This window comes from Streptomyces cinnamoneus (genome assembly GCF_014650495.1).
GTDB classification, from domain to species: domain Bacteria; phylum Actinomycetota; class Actinomycetes; order Streptomycetales; family Streptomycetaceae; genus Streptomyces; species Streptomyces cinnamoneus.
Genome location: NZ_BMVB01000007.1, coordinates 150,730 through 171,634 on the forward strand (window position 1 = coordinate 150,730; position 20,905 = coordinate 171,634).

The 20,905-nt window shown below is 72.2% G+C and carries 16 protein-coding genes and 1 riboswitch; of the genes, 8 read left to right on the forward strand and 8 right to left on the reverse strand.

What is annotated here, in order from left to right:
• Window positions 1–419: 419 nt before the first annotated feature.
• Window positions 420–1,346 carry a helix-turn-helix domain-containing protein gene (locus IE182_RS12740; RefSeq protein ID WP_190109881.1) on the reverse strand — a complete coding sequence of 309 codons (927 nt, stop codon included), beginning with the start codon at window positions 1,344–1,346 and terminating at the stop codon, window positions 420–422.
• A 109-nt stretch (window positions 1,347–1,455) separates the two neighbouring features.
• Here IE182_RS12740 and glgP point away from each other — a divergent pair, with 109 nt between their 5' ends.
• The gene (glgP, locus tag IE182_RS12745; RefSeq protein WP_190109882.1) at window positions 1,456–4,083 is read left to right on the forward strand and encodes an alpha-glucan family phosphorylase; all 2,628 of its coding nucleotides are present in this window, start codon (window positions 1,456–1,458) and stop codon (window positions 4,081–4,083) included.
• A 118-nt stretch (window positions 4,084–4,201) separates the two neighbouring features.
• On the opposite strand, the gene IE182_RS12750 is transcribed toward glgP, so the two are convergent.
• Window positions 4,202–6,487 carry a M4 family metallopeptidase gene (locus tag IE182_RS12750; RefSeq protein ID WP_190109883.1) on the reverse strand — a complete coding sequence of 762 codons (2,286 nt, stop codon included), beginning with the start codon at window positions 6,485–6,487 and terminating at the stop codon, window positions 4,202–4,204.
• Window positions 6,488–6,939: 452 nt separating this feature from the next.
• Entirely contained in the window at window positions 6,940–9,306 is a 2,367-nt protein-coding gene (glgX, locus tag IE182_RS12755; RefSeq protein WP_190109884.1) for a glycogen debranching protein GlgX, read from the reverse strand.
• Window positions 9,307–9,489: 183 nt separating this feature from the next.
• On the opposite strand from glgX, the gene IE182_RS12760 reads away from it, so the two are divergent.
• The 6 genes from IE182_RS12760 (at window position 9,490) to IE182_RS12785 (ending at window position 14,893) form a co-directional block, all read left to right on the forward strand.
• Window positions 9,490–10,701 (forward strand): L,D-transpeptidase, encoded by a 1,212-nt coding sequence (locus IE182_RS12760; RefSeq protein ID WP_190109885.1) that lies wholly within the window; start codon window positions 9,490–9,492, stop codon window positions 10,699–10,701.
• Between the two features lie 242 nt (window positions 10,702–10,943).
• Window positions 10,944–12,173, forward strand: a complete 1,230-nt coding sequence (locus IE182_RS12765; protein WP_229844764.1) for a L,D-transpeptidase — start codon at window positions 10,944–10,946, stop codon at window positions 12,171–12,173.
• Window positions 12,174–12,267: 94 nt separating this feature from the next.
• Window positions 12,268–13,035 carry an enoyl-CoA hydratase/isomerase family protein gene (locus tag IE182_RS12770; protein WP_190109886.1) on the forward strand — a complete coding sequence of 256 codons (768 nt, stop codon included), beginning with the start codon at window positions 12,268–12,270 and terminating at the stop codon, window positions 13,033–13,035.
• A gap of 277 nt (window positions 13,036–13,312) precedes the next feature.
• Complete coding sequence (locus IE182_RS12775) at window positions 13,313–13,816, forward strand: ATP-binding protein (RefSeq protein ID WP_190109887.1); 504 nt, start codon at window positions 13,313–13,315, stop codon at window positions 13,814–13,816.
• 283 nt (window positions 13,817–14,099) lie between these two features.
• Window positions 14,100–14,642 (forward strand): N-acetylmuramoyl-L-alanine amidase, encoded by a 543-nt coding sequence (locus IE182_RS12780; protein WP_229844767.1) that lies wholly within the window; start codon window positions 14,100–14,102, stop codon window positions 14,640–14,642.
• 38 nt (window positions 14,643–14,680) lie between these two features.
• Complete coding sequence (locus IE182_RS12785) at window positions 14,681–14,893, forward strand: EF-hand domain-containing protein (protein ID WP_190109889.1); 213 nt, start codon at window positions 14,681–14,683, stop codon at window positions 14,891–14,893.
• A 29-nt stretch (window positions 14,894–14,922) separates the two neighbouring features.
• Here IE182_RS12785 and IE182_RS12790 read toward each other — a convergent pair whose 3' ends face one another.
• The 5 genes from IE182_RS12790 to gcvT all read right to left on the reverse strand — a co-directional run bounded on the left by IE182_RS12790 (window position 14,923) and on the right by gcvT (window position 19,842).
• Window positions 14,923–15,234, reverse strand: coding sequence for a hypothetical protein (locus IE182_RS12790; protein ID WP_190109890.1), 312 nt, complete (start codon window positions 15,232–15,234; stop codon window positions 14,923–14,925).
• A gap of 90 nt (window positions 15,235–15,324) precedes the next feature.
• Entirely contained in the window at window positions 15,325–16,707 is a 1,383-nt protein-coding gene (locus tag IE182_RS12795) for an L-serine ammonia-lyase (protein ID WP_190109891.1), read from the reverse strand.
• A 253-nt stretch (window positions 16,708–16,960) separates the two neighbouring features.
• Window positions 16,961–18,223: a serine hydroxymethyltransferase gene (gene glyA, locus IE182_RS12800; protein ID WP_190109892.1), complete on the reverse strand. Its 1,263-nt coding sequence runs from the start codon at window positions 18,221–18,223 to the stop codon at window positions 16,961–16,963.
• Window positions 18,224–18,257: 34 nt separating this feature from the next.
• The gene (gene gcvH, locus IE182_RS12805; RefSeq protein WP_190109893.1) at window positions 18,258–18,638 is read right to left on the reverse strand and encodes a glycine cleavage system protein GcvH; all 381 of its coding nucleotides are present in this window, start codon (window positions 18,636–18,638) and stop codon (window positions 18,258–18,260) included.
• An 88-nt stretch (window positions 18,639–18,726) separates the two neighbouring features.
• Window positions 18,727–19,842 (reverse strand): glycine cleavage system aminomethyltransferase GcvT, encoded by a 1,116-nt coding sequence (gcvT, locus tag IE182_RS12810; protein ID WP_190109894.1) that lies wholly within the window; start codon window positions 19,840–19,842, stop codon window positions 18,727–18,729.
• A gap of 146 nt (window positions 19,843–19,988) precedes the next feature.
• Window positions 19,989–20,086, reverse strand: a riboswitch (glycine riboswitch).
• 159 nt (window positions 20,087–20,245) lie between these two features.
• On the opposite strand from gcvT, the gene IE182_RS12815 reads away from it, so the two are divergent.
• A complete protein-coding gene (locus IE182_RS12815) occupies window positions 20,246–20,884 on the forward strand; it encodes an AAA family ATPase (protein WP_373303548.1) in 639 nt (212 codons plus the stop codon).
• Window positions 20,885–20,905 lie beyond the last annotated feature (21 nt).

The window sequence follows — 20,905 nt, forward strand, 5'->3', positions numbered from 1 at the left end:
CGGCAGTCGGCGGGGTGCGGGCATGACTGCTCCTGTCCGCATTCACTCGGGTGGGCTGAAGAGACGGATCCAAACTCGGGTCGTGCAGGAGTGGTGGAATTCTGGGCAGGACGGCGAAAGGCCGCGGGCGAGGCGGCCGATTCGGGCCCGTGCACACCGGGGGAGCTTTCCCACCGGGCCCGCCCCCGCATGCCGGGACCATATGAACTACTCGTGCGTAGCCCCCGCTGCACCCCACGCGGAGGGCGGCCGTTCCTCCGTCACTCGTAGGGAGTCTGCTTGACCGGCCGATCGCATGCAATGTGACGAAAGGGGGTAATCGGCGGCCGGACCGAGGAAGCGGCGCACGGCACCGTCTTCGAAGGTCGTAGCGACATTTGGCCTTTGACAGTGCTGTTGTACGCGGGTCGTAAATCCGCCTAGTACTTTTCACCGCCCGGCGGTCCGGCGATGGCATCAAGGCGTTCGTCCGCAACCGGACGCCCGCCCGCTCCGTCCGCTCCGCCCGGCGCGGCGAGCAGCCCGAGGGCCGCCTCGGAGGGCGAGCCCGGCTCCGCGGTGAACGCCAGCAGGCCCTGGCCGCCGGTCTCCGGAAGCCGCAGCATCTCGAACGACAGCTCCAGCGCGCCCGCCACGGGATGGCGGAACGCCTTCACGCCCGAGGTGCAGGCCCGCACCCGGTGCCCCGACCACAGCGCCACGAACTCCGCGCTGCGCACGCTCAGCTCACCGATCAGGTCGGCCAGCGGCCCGTCGTCCGGGTGCTCGCCCACCGCCAGCCGCAGCGAGGCGACCGCGCGCTGCGCCTCCTCCTCCCACCGCGGGTACAGCTCCCGCGACCGCGGGCCGAGGAAGAACAGCCGCTGGGTGTTGGGCCGCTCCTCCGGCCGCTCCGGGGCGTTCGCGGGGAGGTGCCCGGCGAGCAGTGCGTGCCCCAGCGGGTTCCAGGCCAGCACGTCGTAGCGGTGGTCCAGGAGGACCGCCGGCACGGCGGACATCGCGGCGACCAGCCGGCGGGCGCCCGGGGAGGCCACCGAGGGGCGGGCGGCCGGGCGGTCCGGCGCGCGCCGGGGGCGGACGAGGTTGCGCAGGTGCGCGTGTTCGTCCGCGCGCAGGCGCAGCGCCCGGGCGATCGCGTCCAGCACCTCGTCGGACGCGCCCGCCGCCTGCCCCTGCTCCAGCCGTGTGTAGTACGCGACGCTCACGCCCGCCAGCTGCGCCAGCTCCTCGCGCCGCAGGCCGGGGACGCGACGCGTCCGGCCGTAGGACACCAGGCCGACGTCCTCGGGGCGCAGCGCGGCCCGGCGACCGCGCAGGAAGGTGCTCAACTCCGCTGCTGTGCTCATGTGCGGGATCAACGCGGGCGGCGGGCCGGAATCTTCCCCCGTCCGGCAGACGGGCGCACTTGGGCGCTTGGCCCGCGGTGGCGGCGGGCGCACCGCTACCGTCGTGACTGTGAAGGCCATTCGTCGATTCAGCGTGCGTCCCGTCCTTCCGGAGCCCCTACGACCGCTCAGTGAACTGGCGCGCAACCTGCGCTGGTCCTGGCACCCCGAGACCCGCGAACTGTTCCAGTCCGTCGACCCCGAGGGGTGGCGGGCCGCCGGCGGCGACCCGCTGCGGCTGCTGGGTTCCGTGTCCGCCACCCGGCTGGCCGCACTCGCCGAGGACCGCCGCTTCCGGCGGCGGCTCGCGGCGGCCTCCGACGATCTGCACGACTATGTGACCGGCCGCCGCTGGTACCAGGAACAGCCCCCCGGGCTGCCGGCGGCCGTCGCCTACTTCTCGCCCGAGTTCGGCATCACCGCCGCCCTGCCGCAGTACAGCGGCGGCCTCGGCATCCTCGCCGGCGACCACCTCAAGTCCGCCAGCGACCTGGGCGTTCCCCTCATCGGCGTCGGACTGCTCTACCGGCACGGCTATTTCCGGCAGTCCCTCTCCCGCGAGGGCTGGCAGCAGGAGCACTACCCCCTGCTCGATCCCAACGAGCTCCCGCTGGCCATGCTCCGCGAGCCCGACGGCACCCCGAGCAGCGTCACCCTCGCCCTGCCCGGCGGCCGCACCCTGCGGGCGTACATCTGGAAGGCCCAGGTCGGCAGGGTGCCGCTGCTGCTCCTCGATTCCGACGTGGAGGACAACGGCCCGGGCGAGCGCGACGTCACCGACCGGCTCTACGGCGGCGGCAGCGAGCACCGCCTGCTGCAGGAGATGCTGCTGGGCATCGGCGGGGTGCGCGCGGTCCGCACGTACTGCCGGCTGACGGGGCACGCCGAGCCCGAGGTCTTCCACACCAACGAGGGCCACGCCGGCTTCCTCGGCCTCGAACGCATCCGCGAACTGGTCGAGGTGGGCGCCGACTTCGACGCCGCCCTGGAGTGCGTGCGCGCCGGCGCGGTCTTCACCACCCACACGCCCGTCCCCGCCGGCATCGACCGCTTCGAGGCGGACCTGGTGGCCCGGCACTTCGGCGAGGACGGCGAGCTGCCAGGCATCGACGCCGGGCGCGTCCTCGCCCTCGGCCGGGAGGACTACCCCGGCGGTGAGGACGGCCTGTTCAACATGGCCGTCATGGGCCTGCGCCTGGCCCAGCGCGCCAACGGCGTCTCCACCCTCCACGGCCAGGTCAGCCGGGAGATGTTCGCCGGCCTGTGGCCGGGCTTCGACGCGGAGGAGGTGCCCATCACCTCCGTCACCAACGGCGTCCACGCCCCCACCTGGGTGGCCCCCGAGGTCCTCCGGCTGGGCGCCCGGCAGATCGGCATCGCCCGGGCCGAGGACGCCCTGACCGTCGGCGGCTCCGAGCGCTGGGACTCCGTCGCCGACATCCCGGACGCCGACATCTGGGAGCTGCGCCGCACCCTGCGCGAGCAGCTGGTGGAGGAGGTGCGCGAGCGGCTGCGCGCCTCCTGGCGGGCGCGCGGCGCCGGCACGGCCGAGCTGGGCTGGATCGACGGGGTGCTCGACCCCGACGTGCTCACCATCGGCTTCGCCCGGCGCGTGCCCTCCTACAAGCGCCTGACGCTGATGCTGCGCGACCGCGAGCGGCTGACGGAGCTGCTGCTCCACCCCGAGCGGCCGATCCAGATCGTGGTGGCAGGCAAGGCCCACCCGGCGGACGACAGCGGCAAGCGGCTGGTCCAGGAGCTCGTCCGCTTCGCCGACGACCCGCGGGTGCGCCACCGCATCGTCTTCCTGCCCGACTACGGCATGGCGATGGCCCAGAAGCTCTACCCCGGCTGCGACGTGTGGCTGAACAACCCGCTGCGGCCGCTGGAGGCGTGCGGCACCTCGGGGATGAAGGCCGCGCTCAACGGCTGTCTGAACCTCTCCGTCCTCGACGGCTGGTGGGACGAGTGGTACGAGCCGGACTTCGGCTGGGCCATCCCCACCGCCGACGGCGCGGCCATGGACGAGGACCGCCGCGACGACCTGGAGGCCACGGCGCTGTACGACCTGCTGGCCCAGCGGGTGGCGCCGCGCTTCTACGACCGGGGCGCGGGCGGGCTGCCGGGCCGCTGGATCGAGATGGTCCGCCGGACGCTGGCCACGCTCGGGCCCAAGGTGCTCGCCGGGCGCATGGTCCGCGAGTACGTCGAGCGGCTGTACGGGCCCGCCGCCGAGGCGCAGCGCGCCCTGGACCCGACGGCGGCCCGGGAGCTGGCCGCGTGGAAGGCGCGGGTGCGGGCGGCCTGGCCGGCCGTGGCCGTGGACCACGTGGAGGCGGTCTCGGACGGGCCGCTGAACGGGACGGCCGAGCTGGGCTCCACGGTGTCGCTGCGGGTGAGCGTGACGCTGGGCGAGCTGGAGCCCTCGGACGTCGAGGTGCAGGCCGTCGCCGGGCGGGTGGACGAGGCGGACCGGCTGACGCGCACGGTCGCCTTCCCGCTCAAGGCGACCGGCGCCCCGGGCCTGGACGGGCGGCGGCTCTACGAGGGCCCGCTCACCCTGGACCGCACGGGCCCCTTCGGCTACACCGTCCGCATCCTGCCCGCGCACCGGCTGCTGGCCGACGGCGCGGAGCCGGGACTGGTGGCGGTGCCCTCGGAGGCGACGGGGGAGGCGGCGGGCGTGCTCATGCGCTGACGCGGACCGGGGCGGCGCGCCCCGCGCCCATGAAGGAGGCGCCGTCCGGGGGAGTCGTACTCACCCCGGACGGCGCCCGGTTCACGCGGTGGTCGTGGTCACGGTGGACCGGACCGGGTCAGAAGCTGAGCTTCCAGCCGTTGACGGTGCCGTCGTCGTTGGCGTAGACGTCCTGGACCTGGAGCTTCCAGGTGCCCGTCGCCGAGACGCCGGAGGCGTCCACGGTGTAGGTCTCCTTGACGTCCTCGGCGGAGTCCCACGCGTCGGAGCCCTTGAGGTTCCACGTCTTGCCGTCGGGGGCGACCAGGTCGATCTTGAGGTCACCGCGGTAGGTGTGCGTGATGTCCACGTCCACCTTCAGCGCCGAGGAACCGTTTCCGCTGCGGGTCACCACGATCGGCGAGGTGACGGCCGAGCCGGCGTCCGGGATGGCCACCGGGGTGGTGTTCTCGAAGACGCTGCCGCCGCCCGTGGTGTTCACGGTCCACTTGAAGGAGGCGGTGCCGGTCTTGCCGCCGGAGTCCTTGACCGTGACCGTCACGTTGCTGGTGCCGGTGGCGGTCGGGGTGCCGGTGATCAGGCCGGTCGAGGCGTTGATGGACAGCCCGGCGGGCAGGCCCGTGGCCGCGTAGGTCAGGGAGCCGGTGGTGGAGCTCGACGCCTTGATCTGCAGGGAGACGGCGGTGTTCACGATCGAGGTCTGGTCGCCGGGGCTGGTGACCGAGACGCCGCTGGACAGGCGGCTGCCGACGTTGATGGCCGCCCAGGCGTTGGCCGTGTTGTTGTACGTCTCGCTGCCCACGCCGAAGAGCTCGCCGGCGGCCCACAGGGTCGCGTCGCGCGCGCCCGCGTAGTTGGTGTTGGACTGCATGCGCTGGGTCAGCGCCTTGAACCAGATCTTGGCGGCGTTGTCCCGCCCGATGCCCGTCACCGGCTGGCCGTCGGAGGTCGGGGAGTCGTACTTGACGTTGTTGATCTCCTTGGCGCCGCTGCCCTCGGAGGCCAGGTAGAACCAGTGGTTGGCCGGGCCCGACGAGTAGTGCACGTCGATGCCGCCGAGGCCGGAGTACCAGGAGTCCTTCGACCGGCTGTCCTTGCTGGGCTTGTCCATGTAGCGCAGCGGGGTGCCGTTGCCGTTGATGTCGATCTTCTCGCCGACCAGGTAGTCGCCGGGGTCGCTGGGGTTGTTGGCCCAGAACTCCACGGCCGCGGCGAAGATGTCGGACGTCGCCTCGTTGAGGCCGCCGGACTCGCCGGAGTAGGTGAGGTTGGCGGTGGCCGAGGTGACGCCGTGGGTCATCTCGTGGGCGGCCACGTCGATCGACGTCAGCGGCTTGGCGTTGCCGGTGCCGTCGCCGTAGGTCATGCAGAAGCACTGGTCGGACCAGAAGGCGTTGACGTAGTTGTTGCCGTAGTGGACCCGGCTGTACGCGCCCTTGCCGTCGCCCTTGATGCCGCTGCGGCCGTGCACGTTCTTGTAGTAGTCCCAGGTGAGCTGGGCGCCGTAGTGCGCGTCGACGCCGGCCGTGGCCGCGTCGCCGGTGGAGCCGTTGCCCCAGACGTCGTCGGCGTCGGTGAAGAGCGTGCCGGTGCCGGAGGAGCCGCGGTTGAGGTTGTAGGTCTTGTGACCGCCGCGGGTGGCGTCGTTGAGCTGGTACGAGCCGCTCGACCCCGAGGTGCCGATGGTGACCTTGCCGCTGTACTGGCTGTTGCCGGTGCCCTGCTTGACGCCCTGGAACTCGAAGAGCTTCGCGCCGGTCCGGGCGTCGGTGATGACGTGCAGCTCGTTGGGCGTGCCGTCGTGCTGCAGGCCGCCGACGACGGTCTCGTAGGCCAGGACGGGTGTGCCGTTCGCGGCCCAGATCACCTTGCGCGGCGCCCGGTCGGCCTTGGTGGCCTTGGAGCCCTTGGCGGCCGCGGCCTTGAGGGCGTCCTTCTCGGCGGTGGCGGCCGCGAACGACGGGGTGGTCGTCGCCACCGCCATCCGCGCCTTGGTCGCCTTGGCGACGCTCTTGAGGCTGCCGCCCTTGGTCGCGTCGACCACGAGGTCGCCGCCGAGCACGGGCAGGCCGTCGTAGGTGCGCTCGTAGCGGGTGTGCACGGTGCCGTTGACGTCCTTGCTGACGTCGCGGACGACCAGCTGTTCCTTGGCGCCGAGGCCGAGCGTCTTCGCGGTGTCCGCCTTGGTGGCGTTCGCCTCGCGTATGAGCTCGGCGCGCTGGGAGGGGGACAGCTTGGCGGGCAGGGCCCCGGGGTCGGCCTTGGCGAGGAGCGGCCGGCCGGCGGCGGTCGTGTCGTCCGGGCGGGCGCTGGCGGTGCCGGACTGCGTGCCGACGGCGAGCATCGCCGTCACGGCGACGAGCGCGCCGGTGGCGACGGCGCGGCGATGGGGGGTGGGTCTCACTCTGACTCCTTCTGCGGTGGCCACCATGAGGTGGGTGTGGCCGGTGGAGACCGGGTGGCGAGCTGGCCGCCCGGGCAGAGCACGGCAGAACATGATGGAGAAAGGGGGGAAACGAGCTGTTCGCCCGGCCTGGGTGAGGGGGAAGGGTGGGGGGCCTCCGAGCCGGTCGAGGTGAGTCGAGGTGAAGAGTCCCACCGCCGTGCCGCAGGTGTCAGGAGCGCGTCAACAAGTTGGCCGGAAACTGTCCGTTGGCCAAAGATCCATGTCCGTATAACGGGCGCCCCGGCCGGCCCGTTGCGCGCGGCCCCCCGCAGGTCAGCCGAGCACGCGGCGGCCGTGACGCACGGGGCCGGAGCGATTGCCTCCACCGCACGGCCGTCGGCCACCGCCGACCGCCCGCCGGGGCTCCGCACGGCCGGCGGCCGGTGCCCCGGGGGGCCGCCGGCCGCCGCTCACCCGGAATCCGGGCCCGGTCCCGGCGGTCCGGCCTCCGGGTCCGCCACGTCCTGCACCACACGCCACAGCAGCACCGAGCGTGCCCGCACCGGGACGCGGCTGCCCGCCGTGCGGCACAGGCCGGGAGCGGTGTGCTGGTCCTCCAGGGCGGTGTCGACGAGGAGTTCGTAGGACCGCGCCCACGGCGGCCCCGGCAGGGTGAAGCGGAGCGGGCGCGGGCCGGCGTGGAGGACGGCGAGGAAGCTGTCGTCGGTCACCGGCGCGCCCTGCCGGCCGCGCTGCGGGATGTCCCGGCCGGAGAGGTACATCCCGAGCGTGGCGGTGGGGGCGTACCAGTCGGCCTCGGTCATCTCCGTGCCGTCCGCGGTGAACCAGGCCAGGTCCCGCAGCCCGTCGGCGCCGCGCGGGCGTCCGGAGAAGAAGGAGCGGCTGCGCAGCACGGGGTGGGCGCGGCGCAGGGCCAGCAGCCGGGAGCACAGCCCGGCCTGCGCCCGCCAGCCCGGGTCCTGCAGCAGGGACCAGTCGATCCAGCCGGTCTCGTTGTCCTGGCAGTAGGCGTTGTTGTTGCCGCCCTGGGTGCGGCCCATCTCGTCGCCCGCCACCAGCATCGGCACCCCGGTGGACAGCAGCAGCGTCGTCAGCAGGTTGCGCAGCTGCCGGCGGCGCAGGGCCGCCACCCGCGCGTCGCCGGTCTCGCCCTCGGCGCCGCAGTTCCACGAGCGGTTGTCGTGGGTGCCGTCGCGGTTGCCCTCGCCGTTGGCCTCGTTGTGCTTGCGCTCGTAGCTCACCAGGTCGCGCAGGGTGAAGCCGTCGTGCGCGGTGACGAAGTTGACGGAGGCGTACGGGCGGCGGCCGCCCCAGGCGTAGAGGTCGCTGGAGCCCGAGAGCCGGTAGCCCAGGTCCCGCACGTCCGGCAGGGCGCCCCGCCAGAAGTCGCGCACGGCATCGCGGTAGCGGTCGTTCCACTCCGTCCACAGGGGCGGGAAGGCGCCGACCTGGTAGCCGCCGGACCCCACGTCCCAGGGCTCGGCTATGAGCTTGACCCGGCGCAGCACCGGGTCCTGGGCGATGACGGCGAGGAAGGGCGAGAGCATGTCCACGTCGTGCATCGACCGGGCCAGGGCGGCTGCCAGGTCGAAGCGGAAACCGTCGACGCCCATCTCGGTGACCCAGTAGCGCAGCGAGTCCGTGATCAGCCGCAGCACATTGGGCTGGACCACGTGGAGGGTGTTGCCGCAGCCGGTGTAGTCGGCGTAGCGGCGGGGGTCGGCCTGCAGCCGGTAGTAGCGGCGGTTGTCGATGCCGCGCAGCGAGAGCATGGGGCCCAGCTCGCCGCTCTCGGCGGTGTGGTTGTAGACCACGTCGAGGATGACCTCGATGCCGGCCGCGTGCAGGGCCCGCACCATCCGCTTGAACTCGCCCACCTGCTCGCCGCGCGTCCCGGAGGCCGCGTAGGCGGCGTGCGGGGCGAAGTAGCCGATGGAGTTGTAGCCCCAGTAGTTGCGCAGGCCGCGCCGCAGCAGGTGGTCCTCGTGGGCGAACTGATGCACCGGCAGCAGCTCGACCGCCGTCACCCCCAGCCGCACCAGGTGGTCGATCGCCGCCGGGTGGGCCAGCCCCGCGTACGTGCCGCGCAGCCGTTCGGGGATGCCGGGGTGACGCATCGTGAAGCCGCGGACGTGCAGCTCGTAGATGACGGAGTCCGGCCACGGCGTCGCCGGGCGCCGGTCGTCGGCCCAGTCGTCGTCATCGGCGACGACCACGCCCTTGGGGACGTGGGGGGCCGAGTCCCGCTCGTCGCGGACGGTGTCGGCGACGTGCTGCTGGGGCCAGTCGCGGACGTGCCCGTACACCTCGGCGGGCAGCGGGGCCGCAGCGGCCCCGGGGCCGGTGAAATCGCCGTCCACCGCGCGCGCGTAAGGGTCCAGCAGCAGCTTCGCCGGGTTCCACCGGGCTCCGGTCCAGGGGTCCCAGCGGCCGTGGACGCGGTAGCCGTAGCGGCGGCCGGGCAGGACGCCCGGCACGAAGCCGTGCCACGTCTCGTGCGTCAACTCCGTCAGCAGGTGACGCGTTTCGCCCCCGCCCGGGGTGTCGTCGAACAGGCACAGCTCCACGGCCTCCGCCCCGCCGGCCCACAGGGCGAAGTTCGTCCCCGGCACGGCCGTGCCGTCCGTACCGTCCTTGAACAGCGCCCCGAGCGGGTCCGGGCTGCCCGGCCACACGGCCGCGGCCGGGGCGGGGGCCGGCGGTGCGGCGCTCCCCGGACGGGCGTTCGCCCCGGCGGGTGCGGTGGGCGCCCGCCGGGGACGCCCGTCCCCGAACTCGGCGCCCTCTCGTGCCTCTTGCTCGGCTGCGCTCGACACGTGTTCGCCTCCGGCGGCTCTCGGGTAGCGCGCCGGGCACCCGGCGTCCCGGGGCCGGGTGTCTGGCGATGATGTCCTTCTCCCCGTTCTTCCCAGATCCAGGCATGCGCTCACACGTGTGATCGGGCGCAGCAAGCGAGTGCAGCCACGTTTCCCGCGGCGGGGCGCGTCGTTGGGCCCGGTGTGACACTTGCCCTCACGCGCGCGGTACGGGGACTGGCCCTGACGGCGTTGCTGGCCGCGCTCGCCGGGTGCGCCACCGTCGCGCCGCGGACCACGCTCACGGACGACGCACGCCCGGTGTCGGCGAGCGAGCTCATCCACGTCAGCCCCCGGGACCGGGCGGGCGGCGTGCCGCCGACGGAACGGCTGGAGGTGCGGGCGCCGCAGGGCCGGCTGGAACGGGTGCGGGTCACCGAGCTCCGCGAGGGCGTGCCGCACACCGTCGAGGGCCGGATCTCCTCCGACGCGCACAGCTGGCGCCCCGCCGCGGCCGGCCCGCTGGACCTCGGCGCGCGCTACGCCGTCGACGTGGTCGCGCGGGACGCCTCCGGCCGCCGGACGGTCCGTCACACCGACTTCGCCACCTACGTCCCCGAGCACCGGGTCATCGGCCACTTCACGCCCGAGCCGCAGACCACCGTGGGCACCGGGATGATCGTTTCCTTCGGCTTCAGCCGTCCGGTCACCGACCGCGCGGCCGTCGAGCGCGCCATCCGCGTGACCGCCCGCCCGGCCACCGAGATCGCGGGCCACTGGTTCGGGCCCATGCGCCTGGACTTCCGCCCGCGCACCTACTGGCGGCCCGGCACCCGGGTCACGATGGAGCTGAGGCTGCGGGACGTGCGGGCCGCCGAGGGGGTGTACGGCGTCCAGCGCAAGACCGTCGGCTTCACCGTGGGCCGCAGCCAGTTCAGCCGGGTGGACGCGGCCGGGCACACCATGGACGTGGTGCGCGACGGCCGGCCGCTGGCCAGCCTGCCCATCACGGCGGGCGGCAACGGCAACGACACGTACAACGGCAAGATGGTGATCAGCGAGAAGCACCCGATGACCCGGATGAACGGGGACACGGTGGGCTTCGGCGGCGAGTACGACATTTCGGACGTGCCGCATGCGATGCGGCTGACCGGCTCGGGAACGTTCCTGCACGGCAACTACTGGGCCGCACCCGACGCCTTCGGCGCCCTGAACACCAGTCACGGCTGCATCGGCCTCCCGGACGAGCGCGGCGGCAGCCCGAAGAGCCCGGCGGGCTGGTTCTACGACCAGTCCCTGGTGGGCGACGTGGTGGAGGTCGTCGGATCCCGGGAGCGGGTGGTTGCGCCGGACAACGGACTGGGCGGCTGGAACCTCTCCTGGCAGCAGTGGCGGGCCGGCTCGGCGCTCGGCTGAGGCACCCCTGCGGACCCGGCGTCAGGTAACGGTTTGACCTGGCTGGAATCTGCCGCTTCACTTCGGTCACCGCCTTCACCACAGGCGCACGGTTCGTATCACCGCTCCCATTTGGGACTGAACGGTGACATTCACGAGAGTCAGCGTTGTCGGTGGCGTGTGGTTATCTATCGACAAGCGCGCCTGTTCGCGCTCAGGGGGCGCCGCGTGGCCGCGGGCCGTGCGAGGGGAGACGATCCGTTGTGAACGTGCAGCCGATACCGAGGAGCCGCGGGCGCCGTGCCGGCCTGTCCGCCGTGGTGCTCGCGGGCGTGCTGACGCTGGTCAGCGCCTGTGACGGCGGTGGCAGCGGCAACAAGAGCGACAAGCCGGCCGACGGCCCCTCGCAGGCGGTCGTGAACATCCTGCCCAAGGACGGCTCGGGCGACGTCGCGACCAGCGGCGCGCTCAAGGTGACGGCGGAGCAGGGCAGCCTGACGTCCGTGAAGGTCGCCGACGCCAAGGGCAACGCGATCGACGGCAAGATAACCAACGGTGGCGCGGCCTGGGAGCCGTCCAGCCACCTCGCGGCCTCCACGAAGTACACCGTGGACGCGATTGCCAAGGACAAGAAGGGGCGTACGTCCGCAAAGCACGCGGCGTTCACCACCCTCACCCCGCAGAACACGTTCGTCGGCTACTTCACGCCGGAGGACGGCAGCACCGTCGGCGTGGGAATGCCCGTTTCGATCAATTTCAGCCGGGGCATCACCGACCCCAAGGCCGTCGAGCGCGCCATCAAGGTGACCGCCGAGCCGGCCGTGGAGGTCAAGGGCCACTGGTTCGGCAACGACCGCATCGACTTCCGCCCCGAGAAGTACTGGGCCGCCGGCACCAAGGTGACGGTCAACCTGAACCTCGACGGCGTCCAGGGCCGCGAGGGCGTCTACGGCTCGCAGACCAAGACCGTGAAGTTCACCGTCGGCCGCTCCCAGGTCAGCACGGTCGACGCCAAGAGCCACCAGATGACGGTCGAGCGGGACGGCAAGCTCCTCAAGACCGTCCCGATATCCGCCGGCCGCCCCGGCAACTCCACGTACAACGGCCAGATGGTCATCAGCGAGAAGCACGACGTGACCCGCATGGACGGCCGCACGGTCGGCTTCGGCGGCGAGTACGACATCAAGGACGTGCCGCACGCGATGCGCCTGTCCACCTCCGGCACCTTCCTGCACGGCAACTACTGGTCCGGCTCCTCGACCTTCGGCTCGGAGAACGCCAGCCACGGCTGCGTCGGCCTGGAGGACGAGCGCGGCGGCGGCGACCCGAACACGCCCGCCGCGTGGTTCTACAACAACTCCCTCATCGGTGACGTCGTGGTCGTCAAGAACTCCGACGACAAAACGATCCAGCCGGAGAACGGCCTCAACGGCTGGAACCTGCCGTGGTCCGAGTGGGGCAAGCCCGGCAAGGATGCCGGCAAGGACAGCTGACGGCCCCCGCTCGTCTCCCGCCTTTCCCGCGGCCCGGTGCACTGTGACCAAGTGCACCGGGCCGCGGGCCGTTAACGGGGGCTAACCTGCAGTCATGACTGTGCATCTTGAGGTAGCCGAAGGCGTCGGCACCGTCCGGCTGGACCGTCCGCCGATGAACGCACTGGACATCGCCACCCAGGACCGGATCCGGGAGCTCGCCGACGAGCTGACCCGCCGCGACGACGTCCGGGCCGTGGTCGTCTGGGGCGGGGAGAAGGTGTTCGCGGCCGGCGCGGACATCAAGGAGATGCGGAACATGGACCACGCCGCCATGGTGGCGCGGTCGCGCGGGCTGCAGGACTCCTTCACCGCCGTCGCGCGCATCCCCAAGCCCGTGGTCGCCGCCGTCACCGGCTACGCCCTGGGCGGCGGCTGCGAGCTGGCGCTCTGCGCGGACTTCCGGATCGCGGCCGCCGACGCCAAGCTCGGCCAGCCCGAGATCCTGCTGGGCCTCATCCCGGGCGCGGGCGGCACCCAGCGGCTGGCCCGCCTCGTCGGCCCGTCCAGGGCCAAGGACCTCATCTTCACGGGCCGTCAGGTCACGGCGGAGGAGGCGCTCGCCATCGGCCTCGTCGACCGGGTGGTCCCGGCGGCGGAGGTGTACGAGCAGGCGCACGCCTGGGCGGCCCGGCTCGCCGCCGGTCCCGCGATCGCGCTGCGCGCGGCCAAGGAGGCGGTGGACACCGGCCTCGAAACCGACATCGACACCGGGCTGGCCATCGAGCGCAACTGGTTCGCGGGGCTGTTCGCCACCGAGGACCGGGAGATCGGTATGCGCAGCTTCGTGGAGGACGGTCCCGGCAAGGCCAAGTTCGTCTGAGCCGCGGGGTATTGCCCCGGAGCGCCCGGAAGGGTTCCCTCCGGGGGTTGCCACGTGTGGGGGAATTCCGCCGGGTGCACGCGACGCCGGGAACGGCCTGTCGCAGGGCACCCGGCGATCTCTCACGGGCCGGAGGTCGCCGCAGGTCAGCCCCCGTTTTCCGGGTGGACTACGGCCACTGGCATATGTCGCGGGAGGGCGCCGGAGCCTCACGCTCCGCTGCATCGAATCCCACCGTTCCCCTCCCTGACGGCTGGATGACGGCCATGATGGGGGCATGGCGGGCCTGGAGGGAACGGAGCAGCCACGGCAGCGGGTCGGCACGGCCCCTGCGCGGTGGACCCCGATGGTTGAGGACGAACTGGCGCTGAAGGCGCTCGAACTGTGCGGCAATCCGGGCCTCGGCGAGGTCCGGCTGCCCTCCCGTCCGCACTCCGCGGTGGCCGCCCGGCGGCTGACCCAGACCGTGGTGCTGCGTCACTGGGGGCTCCCGCCCCAGGTGGCCGAGCACGCGGTGCTGCTGGTCTCCGAGCTCGTGGGCAACGCCGTGCGCCACACCGGCGCCCGTTTCTTCGGGCTGCGGATGCTGCGCCGGCGCGGCTGGCTGCGGATGGAGCTGCGCGACCCCTCGCGGGGCCTGCCGTGCCTGCTGCCGGTGCGGGAGACGGACATCAGCGGACGGGGGCTGTTCCTCGTCGACAAGCTCTCGGACCGGTGGGGCGTCGACCTGCTGGCGCGCGGCAAGACCACCTGGTTCGAGATGCGCGTGGTGGACCGCTGACGGCGCGGCCGTGCGCAGCGGCTGTACGAAGCGGCTGTACGAAGAGGCCCCCATCCGTCGTCGTGACGACGTGGCGGGGGCCTCTTCGTACGGCCGCGGAAGAATGGGGTGTGCTCCGCGGCGGTGATGACGACCTGGCCCGGGTCAATGGGGGTCGCTGCCGTCGACTATGTCACGCGCGGTACGCGAGGGCCAAAGAGAGAGCTCTGTAATCCAAGGTGAGCTGCGCCACTGACCTTGTATTCCATGCATGGGTCCGGGGAAATTCTTATCTTTATGCAAGATGGTCGGTGCCCTTGCGGAGGTGCCGGTAGCGGGTTGTGATGTCCTGGTGACGAGTGCCCCGTACCCGCCCACCCATTGGATACCGGCCAGCACCGGCAACTACACGGCCTCGGGCCGCCCCGGTGCGTACCCGGTCGACCGCGTCGTGATCCATGTGACCGAGGAGACCTTCCCGGACGCGATGAGGATCTTCAAGGACCCGCGCTCCAGGGTCTCCGCGCACTACATGGTCGCCTCCGCCGACGGCTACATCGGCCAGTTCGTCCGCGAGCGGGACATCGCCTGGCACGCGGGCAACTGGCGGTACAACACCGTCAGCATCGGCATCGAGCACGAGGGCTGGATCCACCGTCCCGAGTACTTCACCGACGCCCTCTACCGGGCCTCCGCGCGGCTCACCGCCGCCGTCTGCGCCCGCTACGGCATCCCGCCGACCCGCGAGCACATCGTCGGCCACAGCGAAGTGCCCGGATCCACCCATGCGGACCCCGGTCCGCACTGGGACTGGGACCGTTATCTGCAGCTGGTGACCGGGGGCTAGTCTGTGCCGGTCAACGAAGCACACAAGGGGAGGCCCATATGGCTGACATGGACGCTGCGCGCACTGCTTTCGCCCGTTTCGACGTGGACGGCGACGGCTTCATCACGGCCGCCGAGTACAAGAGCGTGATGGCTCAGCTCGGCGACCACAACGTCACCGAGACGGTGGCCCAGGCCATCATCAACAAGAAGGACGGCAACGGCGACGGCGTGCTGTCCTTCGACGAGTTCTGGGCCTCCCTGAACCACTGACGGGCCGTGTTACGGACCGGGCCGCCGGGTCAGCGCCAGCCCCGCCGCTGTGCGCCGGCCCGCCGCCGCCGGTCGTTGCACAGCAGGCACCGGCCCCAGCCCTGCGGCAGCGGGTCGTCCTTGTCCCCGTACAGGGGATCCACGGGCCCTCGCGGGTGCTCCGCGCAGCCCGTCGCCCCCATCCCCGCGCCCAGCGCGTTCGCGGCCGTCAGTGCCCGGCGCAGGGCGTCCAGCAACTGGTCCGCCTCGTGCGGGGCGGGGGCTGCGGCGTCGAGGGAGAAGGCGATGTCCGAGGCGGTGTTGAGCGCGCTCTGGAGTTCGCGCAGGTCTGCGTAACTCATGCTCGCGAGCGTACGCGGGACCACTGACAACGGAAACGGCCTCCCCACCCGGTGGGTGGGAAGGCCGCTTGAGTGCCGGGTCTCAGGCCCTCAGCACTCGATGACGTTGACGGCCAGGCCGCCGCGCGCCGTCTCCTTGTACTTGACCTTCATGTCGGCGCCCGTCTCCTTCATGGTCTTGATGACCTTGTCGAGGGACACGTGGTGCCGGCCGTCGCCGCGCAGGGCCATGCGGGCGGCGGTGACGGCCTTGGCCGCGGCCATGCCGTTGCGCTCGATGCAGGGGATCTGCACCAGGCCGCCGACGGGGTCACAGGTCAGGCCCAGGTTGTGCTCCATGCCGATCTCGGCGGCGTTCTCGACCTGCTCCGGGGTGCCGCCCATGACCTCGGCGAGGCCGCCGGAGGCCATCGAGCAGGCGGAGCCGACCTCGCCCTGGCAGCCGACCTCGGCGCCGGAGATCGAGGCGTTCTCCTTGAAGAGCATGCCGATGGCGCCCGCGGCGAGCAGGAAGCGCACGACGCCGTCCTCGTCCGCACCGGGCACGAAGTTCATGTAGTAGTGCAGCACGGCCGGGATGATGCCCGCGGCGCCGTTGGTGGGGGCGGTGACGACCCGGCCGCCGGCGGCGTTCTCCTCGTTGACGGCCATGGCGTAGACCGTGATCCACTCCATCGCGCGGGCCTGGGCGTCGCCCTCGGCGCGCAGCTGGCGGGCGGTGCTGGCGGCGCGGCGGCGGACCTTCAGGCCACCGGGCAGGATGCCCTCGCGGGACATGCCGCGGGTCACGCAGCCCTGCATCACGCGCCAGATCTCCAGGAGGCCCTCGCGGATCTCCGTCTCCGTGCGCCACGCCTTCTCGTTCTCCATCATCATCGCGGAGATCGACAGGCCGGACTCGCGGGACATGCGCAGCAGCTCGTCACCGGTGCGGAAGGGGTACTTCAGCACCGTGTCGTCCAGGACGATCCGGTCCGCGCCCACCGCGTCCTCGTCGACGACGAAGCCGCCGCCGACCGAGTAGTAGGTCTTCTCCAGCAGCGGGGCGCCGCTCTCGTCGTAGGCGAAGAGCGTCATGCCGTTCGCGTGATACGGCAGGGACCGGCGGCGGTGCAGGATCAGCTGGGTCGACTCGTCGAAGTCGATCTCGTGGTCGGAGCCGATCTCGGCGCCGAGCAGCCGCAGCCGCTTGGTGGTGCGGATGCGCTCGACCTCGTCGTCGGCGGTCTCCACGTCGACGGTCCGGGGCGAGTGGCCCTCCAGGCCGAGCAGCACGGCCTTGGGCGTGCCGTGGCCGTGGCCGGTGGCGCCGAGGGAGCCGAAGAGCTCCGCCCGCACGGCGGTGGTCTGGGCCAGCAGGCCGTCCTTCTTCAGGCGACCCACGAACATGCGGGCGGCGCGCATGGGGCCGACCGTGTGGGAGCTGGACGGGCCTATGCCGATCGAGAAGAGATCGAATACGGAGATGGCCACGGTGGCAGCTCCTCTGGGTCGGTGGTACAGGGTGGTACAAGGGGTGGTACAGGTCGCACGCGAGGTGGTGCGGGCACCGCGCCCACCTCTCAGTGTGCGCGATGCGGGCCGCTTGCCGCGGTGGCCCATCTCACGCGGGCCCCCACAGCCGGTGCCGCGGCCCCGCGGGACCCCGGTCGCGGTGCGGGGCACCGGCCCACTCCAGGAGTGTGCCCGGTGCCCCGTACCAGCTGGTGAATCCCGCGCTGCGGTCCTACTTCAGACCGGGGTACAGCGGGTGCTTCGCCGCCAGGGCGGTGACGCGGCCGCGCAGCGCCTCGGCGTCGAAGCCCGGCTTGAGGGCCTCGGCGATGACGTCGGCGACCTCACGGAAGTCCTCCGCCTGGAAGCCGCGCGTCGCCAGCGCCGGGGTGCCGATCCGCAGGCCCGAGGTGACCATCGGGGGGCGCGGGTCGTTCGGGATGGCGTTGCGGTTGACCGTGATCCCGACCTCGTGGAGGCGGTCCTCGGCCTGCTGGCCGTCCAGCTCGGAGTTGCGCAGGTCCACCAGGACCAGGTGCACGTCCGTGCCGCCGGACAGGACCGAGACGCCCACCTCGGCGACGTCGGCCTGCACCAGGCGCTCGGCCAGGATCTTCGCGCCCTCCAGCGTACGCTGCTGGCGCTCCTTGAACTCCTCGCTCGCCGCGACCTTGAAGCTGACGGCCTTGGCCGCGATCACGTGTTCCAGCGGGCCACCCTGCTGACCGGGGAAGACCGCGGAGTTGATCTTCTTGGCCAGCTCGGCCGTGGAGAGGATCACACCGCCGCGCGGACCGCCGAGGGTCTTGTGCGTGGTGGTGGTGACGACGTGCGCGTGCGGCACCGGGGAGGGGTGCAGCCCGGCGGCGACGAGGCCCGCGAAGTGGGCCATGTCGACCATCAGGTACGCGCCGACCTCGTCGGCGATCCGGCGGAAGGCAGCGAAGTCCAGCTGGCGCGGGTAGGCGGACCAGCCGGCGACGATCAGCTTCGGACGGTGCTCCTTGGCGAGGCGCTCGACCTCCTCCATGTCGACCAGGTTGGTCTGCTCGTCGACGTGGTAGGCGACCACGTTGTAGAGCTTGCCGGAGAAGTTGATCTTCATGCCGTGGGTCAGGTGCCCGCCGTGGGCGAGGTTCAGACCCAGGATGGTGTCGCCGGGGCTGAGCAGGGCGAACATCGCGGCCGCGTTGGCCTGCGCGCCGGAGTGCGGCTGCACGTTGGCGTGCTCGGCGCCGAAGAGCGCCTTGATGCGGTCGATCGCGATCTGCTCGACGACGTCGACGTGCTCGCAACCGCCGTAGTAGCGGCGGCCCGGGTAGCCCTCGGCGTACTTGTTGGTGAGGACCGAGCCCTGGGCCTCCATGACCGCGACCGGAGCGAAGTTCTCCGACGCGATCATTTCGAGGGTGGACTGCTGGCGGTGGAGTTCGGCGTCGACAGCGGCGGCGACGTCGGGGTCGAGCTCATGGAGGGAGCTGTTGAGAAGCGACATGAGTTCTTCCTGGGCAGGGAGGGGACGGGCGGGGTCAGCCTGCGGAGAAGGCCGTGTACTCGTCGGCGGTCAGCAGGTCCGCCGGCTCGTCCGTGATCTTCACCTTGAACAGCCAGCCGCCCTCGAAGGGGGCGGTATTCACCAGCGAGGGGTCGTCCACGACGTCCTGGTTGGCCTCGACGACCTCGCCCGTGACCGGGGCGTAGAGGTCGCTGACCGACTTGGTCGACTCCAGCTCACCACAGGTGTCGCCCGCGGTGACCGAGTCACCGACGGCCGGGAGCTGGGCGTAGACGACGTCGCCGAGCGCGTTGGCCGCGTACTCGGTGATGCCGACCGTCGCCACGCCGTCCGCGTCGGTGGCCGACAGCCACTCGTGCTCCTTGGAGTAACGCAGCTGCTGGGGGTTGCTCATGGCTAGATTCTCCTGTACGCGCGTGAGTGCTTGTGCAAGGGGTCTTGACAGGTGGGATGAGGGAGTCTCAGGGATCTTCCCGATCCGCTCAGCGGTCCCGCTTGTAGAAGGGCAGGGCGACGACCTCGTACGGCTCGTGGCTGCCGCGGATGTCCACCGATACACCCTCCGTGCCCGGTGCGGCGTGCGCCGCGTCGACGTAGGCGATCGCGATCGGCTTGCCGAGGGTCGGGGAGGGGGCGCCCGAGGTGACCTCGCCGACGACCTCGCCGCCGACGGTGACCGGGTAGCCGGCGCGCGGCACCCGGCGGCCGGTGGCGATCAGGCCGACCAGCTTGCGCGGCGGGGCGGTCTCGGCGCGCTCGGCGGCGGCGGCCAGGGCCTCGCGGCCCACGAAGTCGCCGGCCTTGTCGAACTTCACGACCCGGCCCAGCCCCGCGTCGAACGGCGTCGTCGCGGTCGTCAGCTCGTGCCCGTACAGCGGCATGCCCGCCTCCAGGCGCAGCGTGTCGCGGCAGGAGAGCCCGCAGGGCACCAGGCCGGCGTCCGCGCCCGCCTCGGTCAGCGCCTGCCACAGCTTCTCGGCGTCGCCGGGGGCGACGAACAGCTCGAAGCCGTCCTCGCCGGTGTAGCCGGTGCGGGCGATCAGCGCGGGCACGCCCGCGACGGTGCCCGGCAGGCCCGCGTAGTACTTCAGGCCGTCCAGGTCCGCGTCGGTGACGGACTTCAGGATGGCGGGGGAGGCCGGGCCCTGGACGGCGATCAGCGCGTAGTTCTCGCGGTCGTCGCGGACCTCGGTGTCGAAGCCGGCGGCGCGCTCGGTCAGCGCGTCCAGCACCACCTGCGCGTTGGAGGCGTTGGCGACGACCATGTACTCCTGCTCGCCCAGGCGGTAGACGATCAGGTCGTCGAGGATGCCGCCCCCGGCGTTGCAGATCATGGTGTAGCGGGCGCGGCCGACGGCCAGCGCGGAGAGGTTGCCCACCAGGGCGTGATCCAGGGCCTGCCCGGCCTGCGGGCCCGTAAGGGTGATCTCTCCCATGTGGGAGAGGTCGAAGAGACCGGCACGGGTGCGCACGGCGACGTGCTCGTCGCGCTCGCTCCCGTACCGCAGGGGCATGTCCCAGCCCGCGAAGTCGGTCATGGTCGCGCCCAGCGAGCGGTGCAGGGCGTCGAGTGCGGTATGGCGGGGGGCATCGGTCATGGTCAGGCTCCCGGACACGAGTCGGAGGTCGGCCTCCCCATCTGTCATCGGAACCTGAGAGGTTCACCGGGAGTCCCCGCAGGGGGTCCCGGCTTGCACCTTGGGTGGGGCCGCCGCACGAAACGGTGCCCGCTTTTCAGATCTGCCTCACCCGCGCGGTACGGGGCCTGAGAGATTCAAGGGAGGAACTTGCTCCTTCGGCGCCCGGTGCCGAAGGGCACCAGGACTCTCCCGCGCGGATTCGAGCGGCCGGTATGCAGTTGATAGACATGCCGTTGGCGCGCACATCATTGCACGTACGAGCGTGCGACGGACTGCCCACCGCCCCATGAATTGGATTACCTTTCCTTTGCATTCCGTGGGTAGGGGGCAGTCGACGGGCGGGGGAGGGAAGGCGATCACGGTGCCGACGGACGTCCAGGGGGAAGTGCCGGCGCCCGCCGCGGCCCGGCCGCAAAGCGGTGTGCTGGACCTGAGGGGGGCCGGCCGCACCGAGCTGCGGTATCCGCTCGGCGATCTGCTCGTCGTCTCCGGGCTGCCCGGCAGCGGCAAGTCCACGCTGATCCGGCGGGCCGTGGCCGCGGCCGACGGCAGGGGCGCCACCGTCCACCGCGTGGACTCCCAGGACTCCCGCGACCGCATCGAGCGCCGCACCCCGCCCTGGGTGCCCTACGCGCTCTACCGCCCGCTCGTGCGCCTGGCCCACTACGGCGCCCTGCGGCGCGCGCTGCGCTCGGACGCCAGCGTCGTGGTGCACGACTGCGGCGAGCACGGCTGGGTGCGCGCCTGGCTCGCCCACGACGCCCGGCGCCGCGGCGGCTCGGTCCACGTGCTGCTGCTCGCCGTCGAGCCGCGCACCGCGCTCGCCGGCCAGGCCGCCCGGGGCCGCACCGTCTCCCGCCACGCCTTCGCCCGCCACCGCCGCGCGATGACCCGCCTGCTGGCGGCCGCCGCCGCCGGCCGCGTCCCCTCCGGCGCCGTCTCCACCACCCTCCTCGACCGCCCCGCCGCCGACGCCCTGCGCACCATCGCCTTCGGCTAGGGCGTCTCCGGGGGAGCGCCG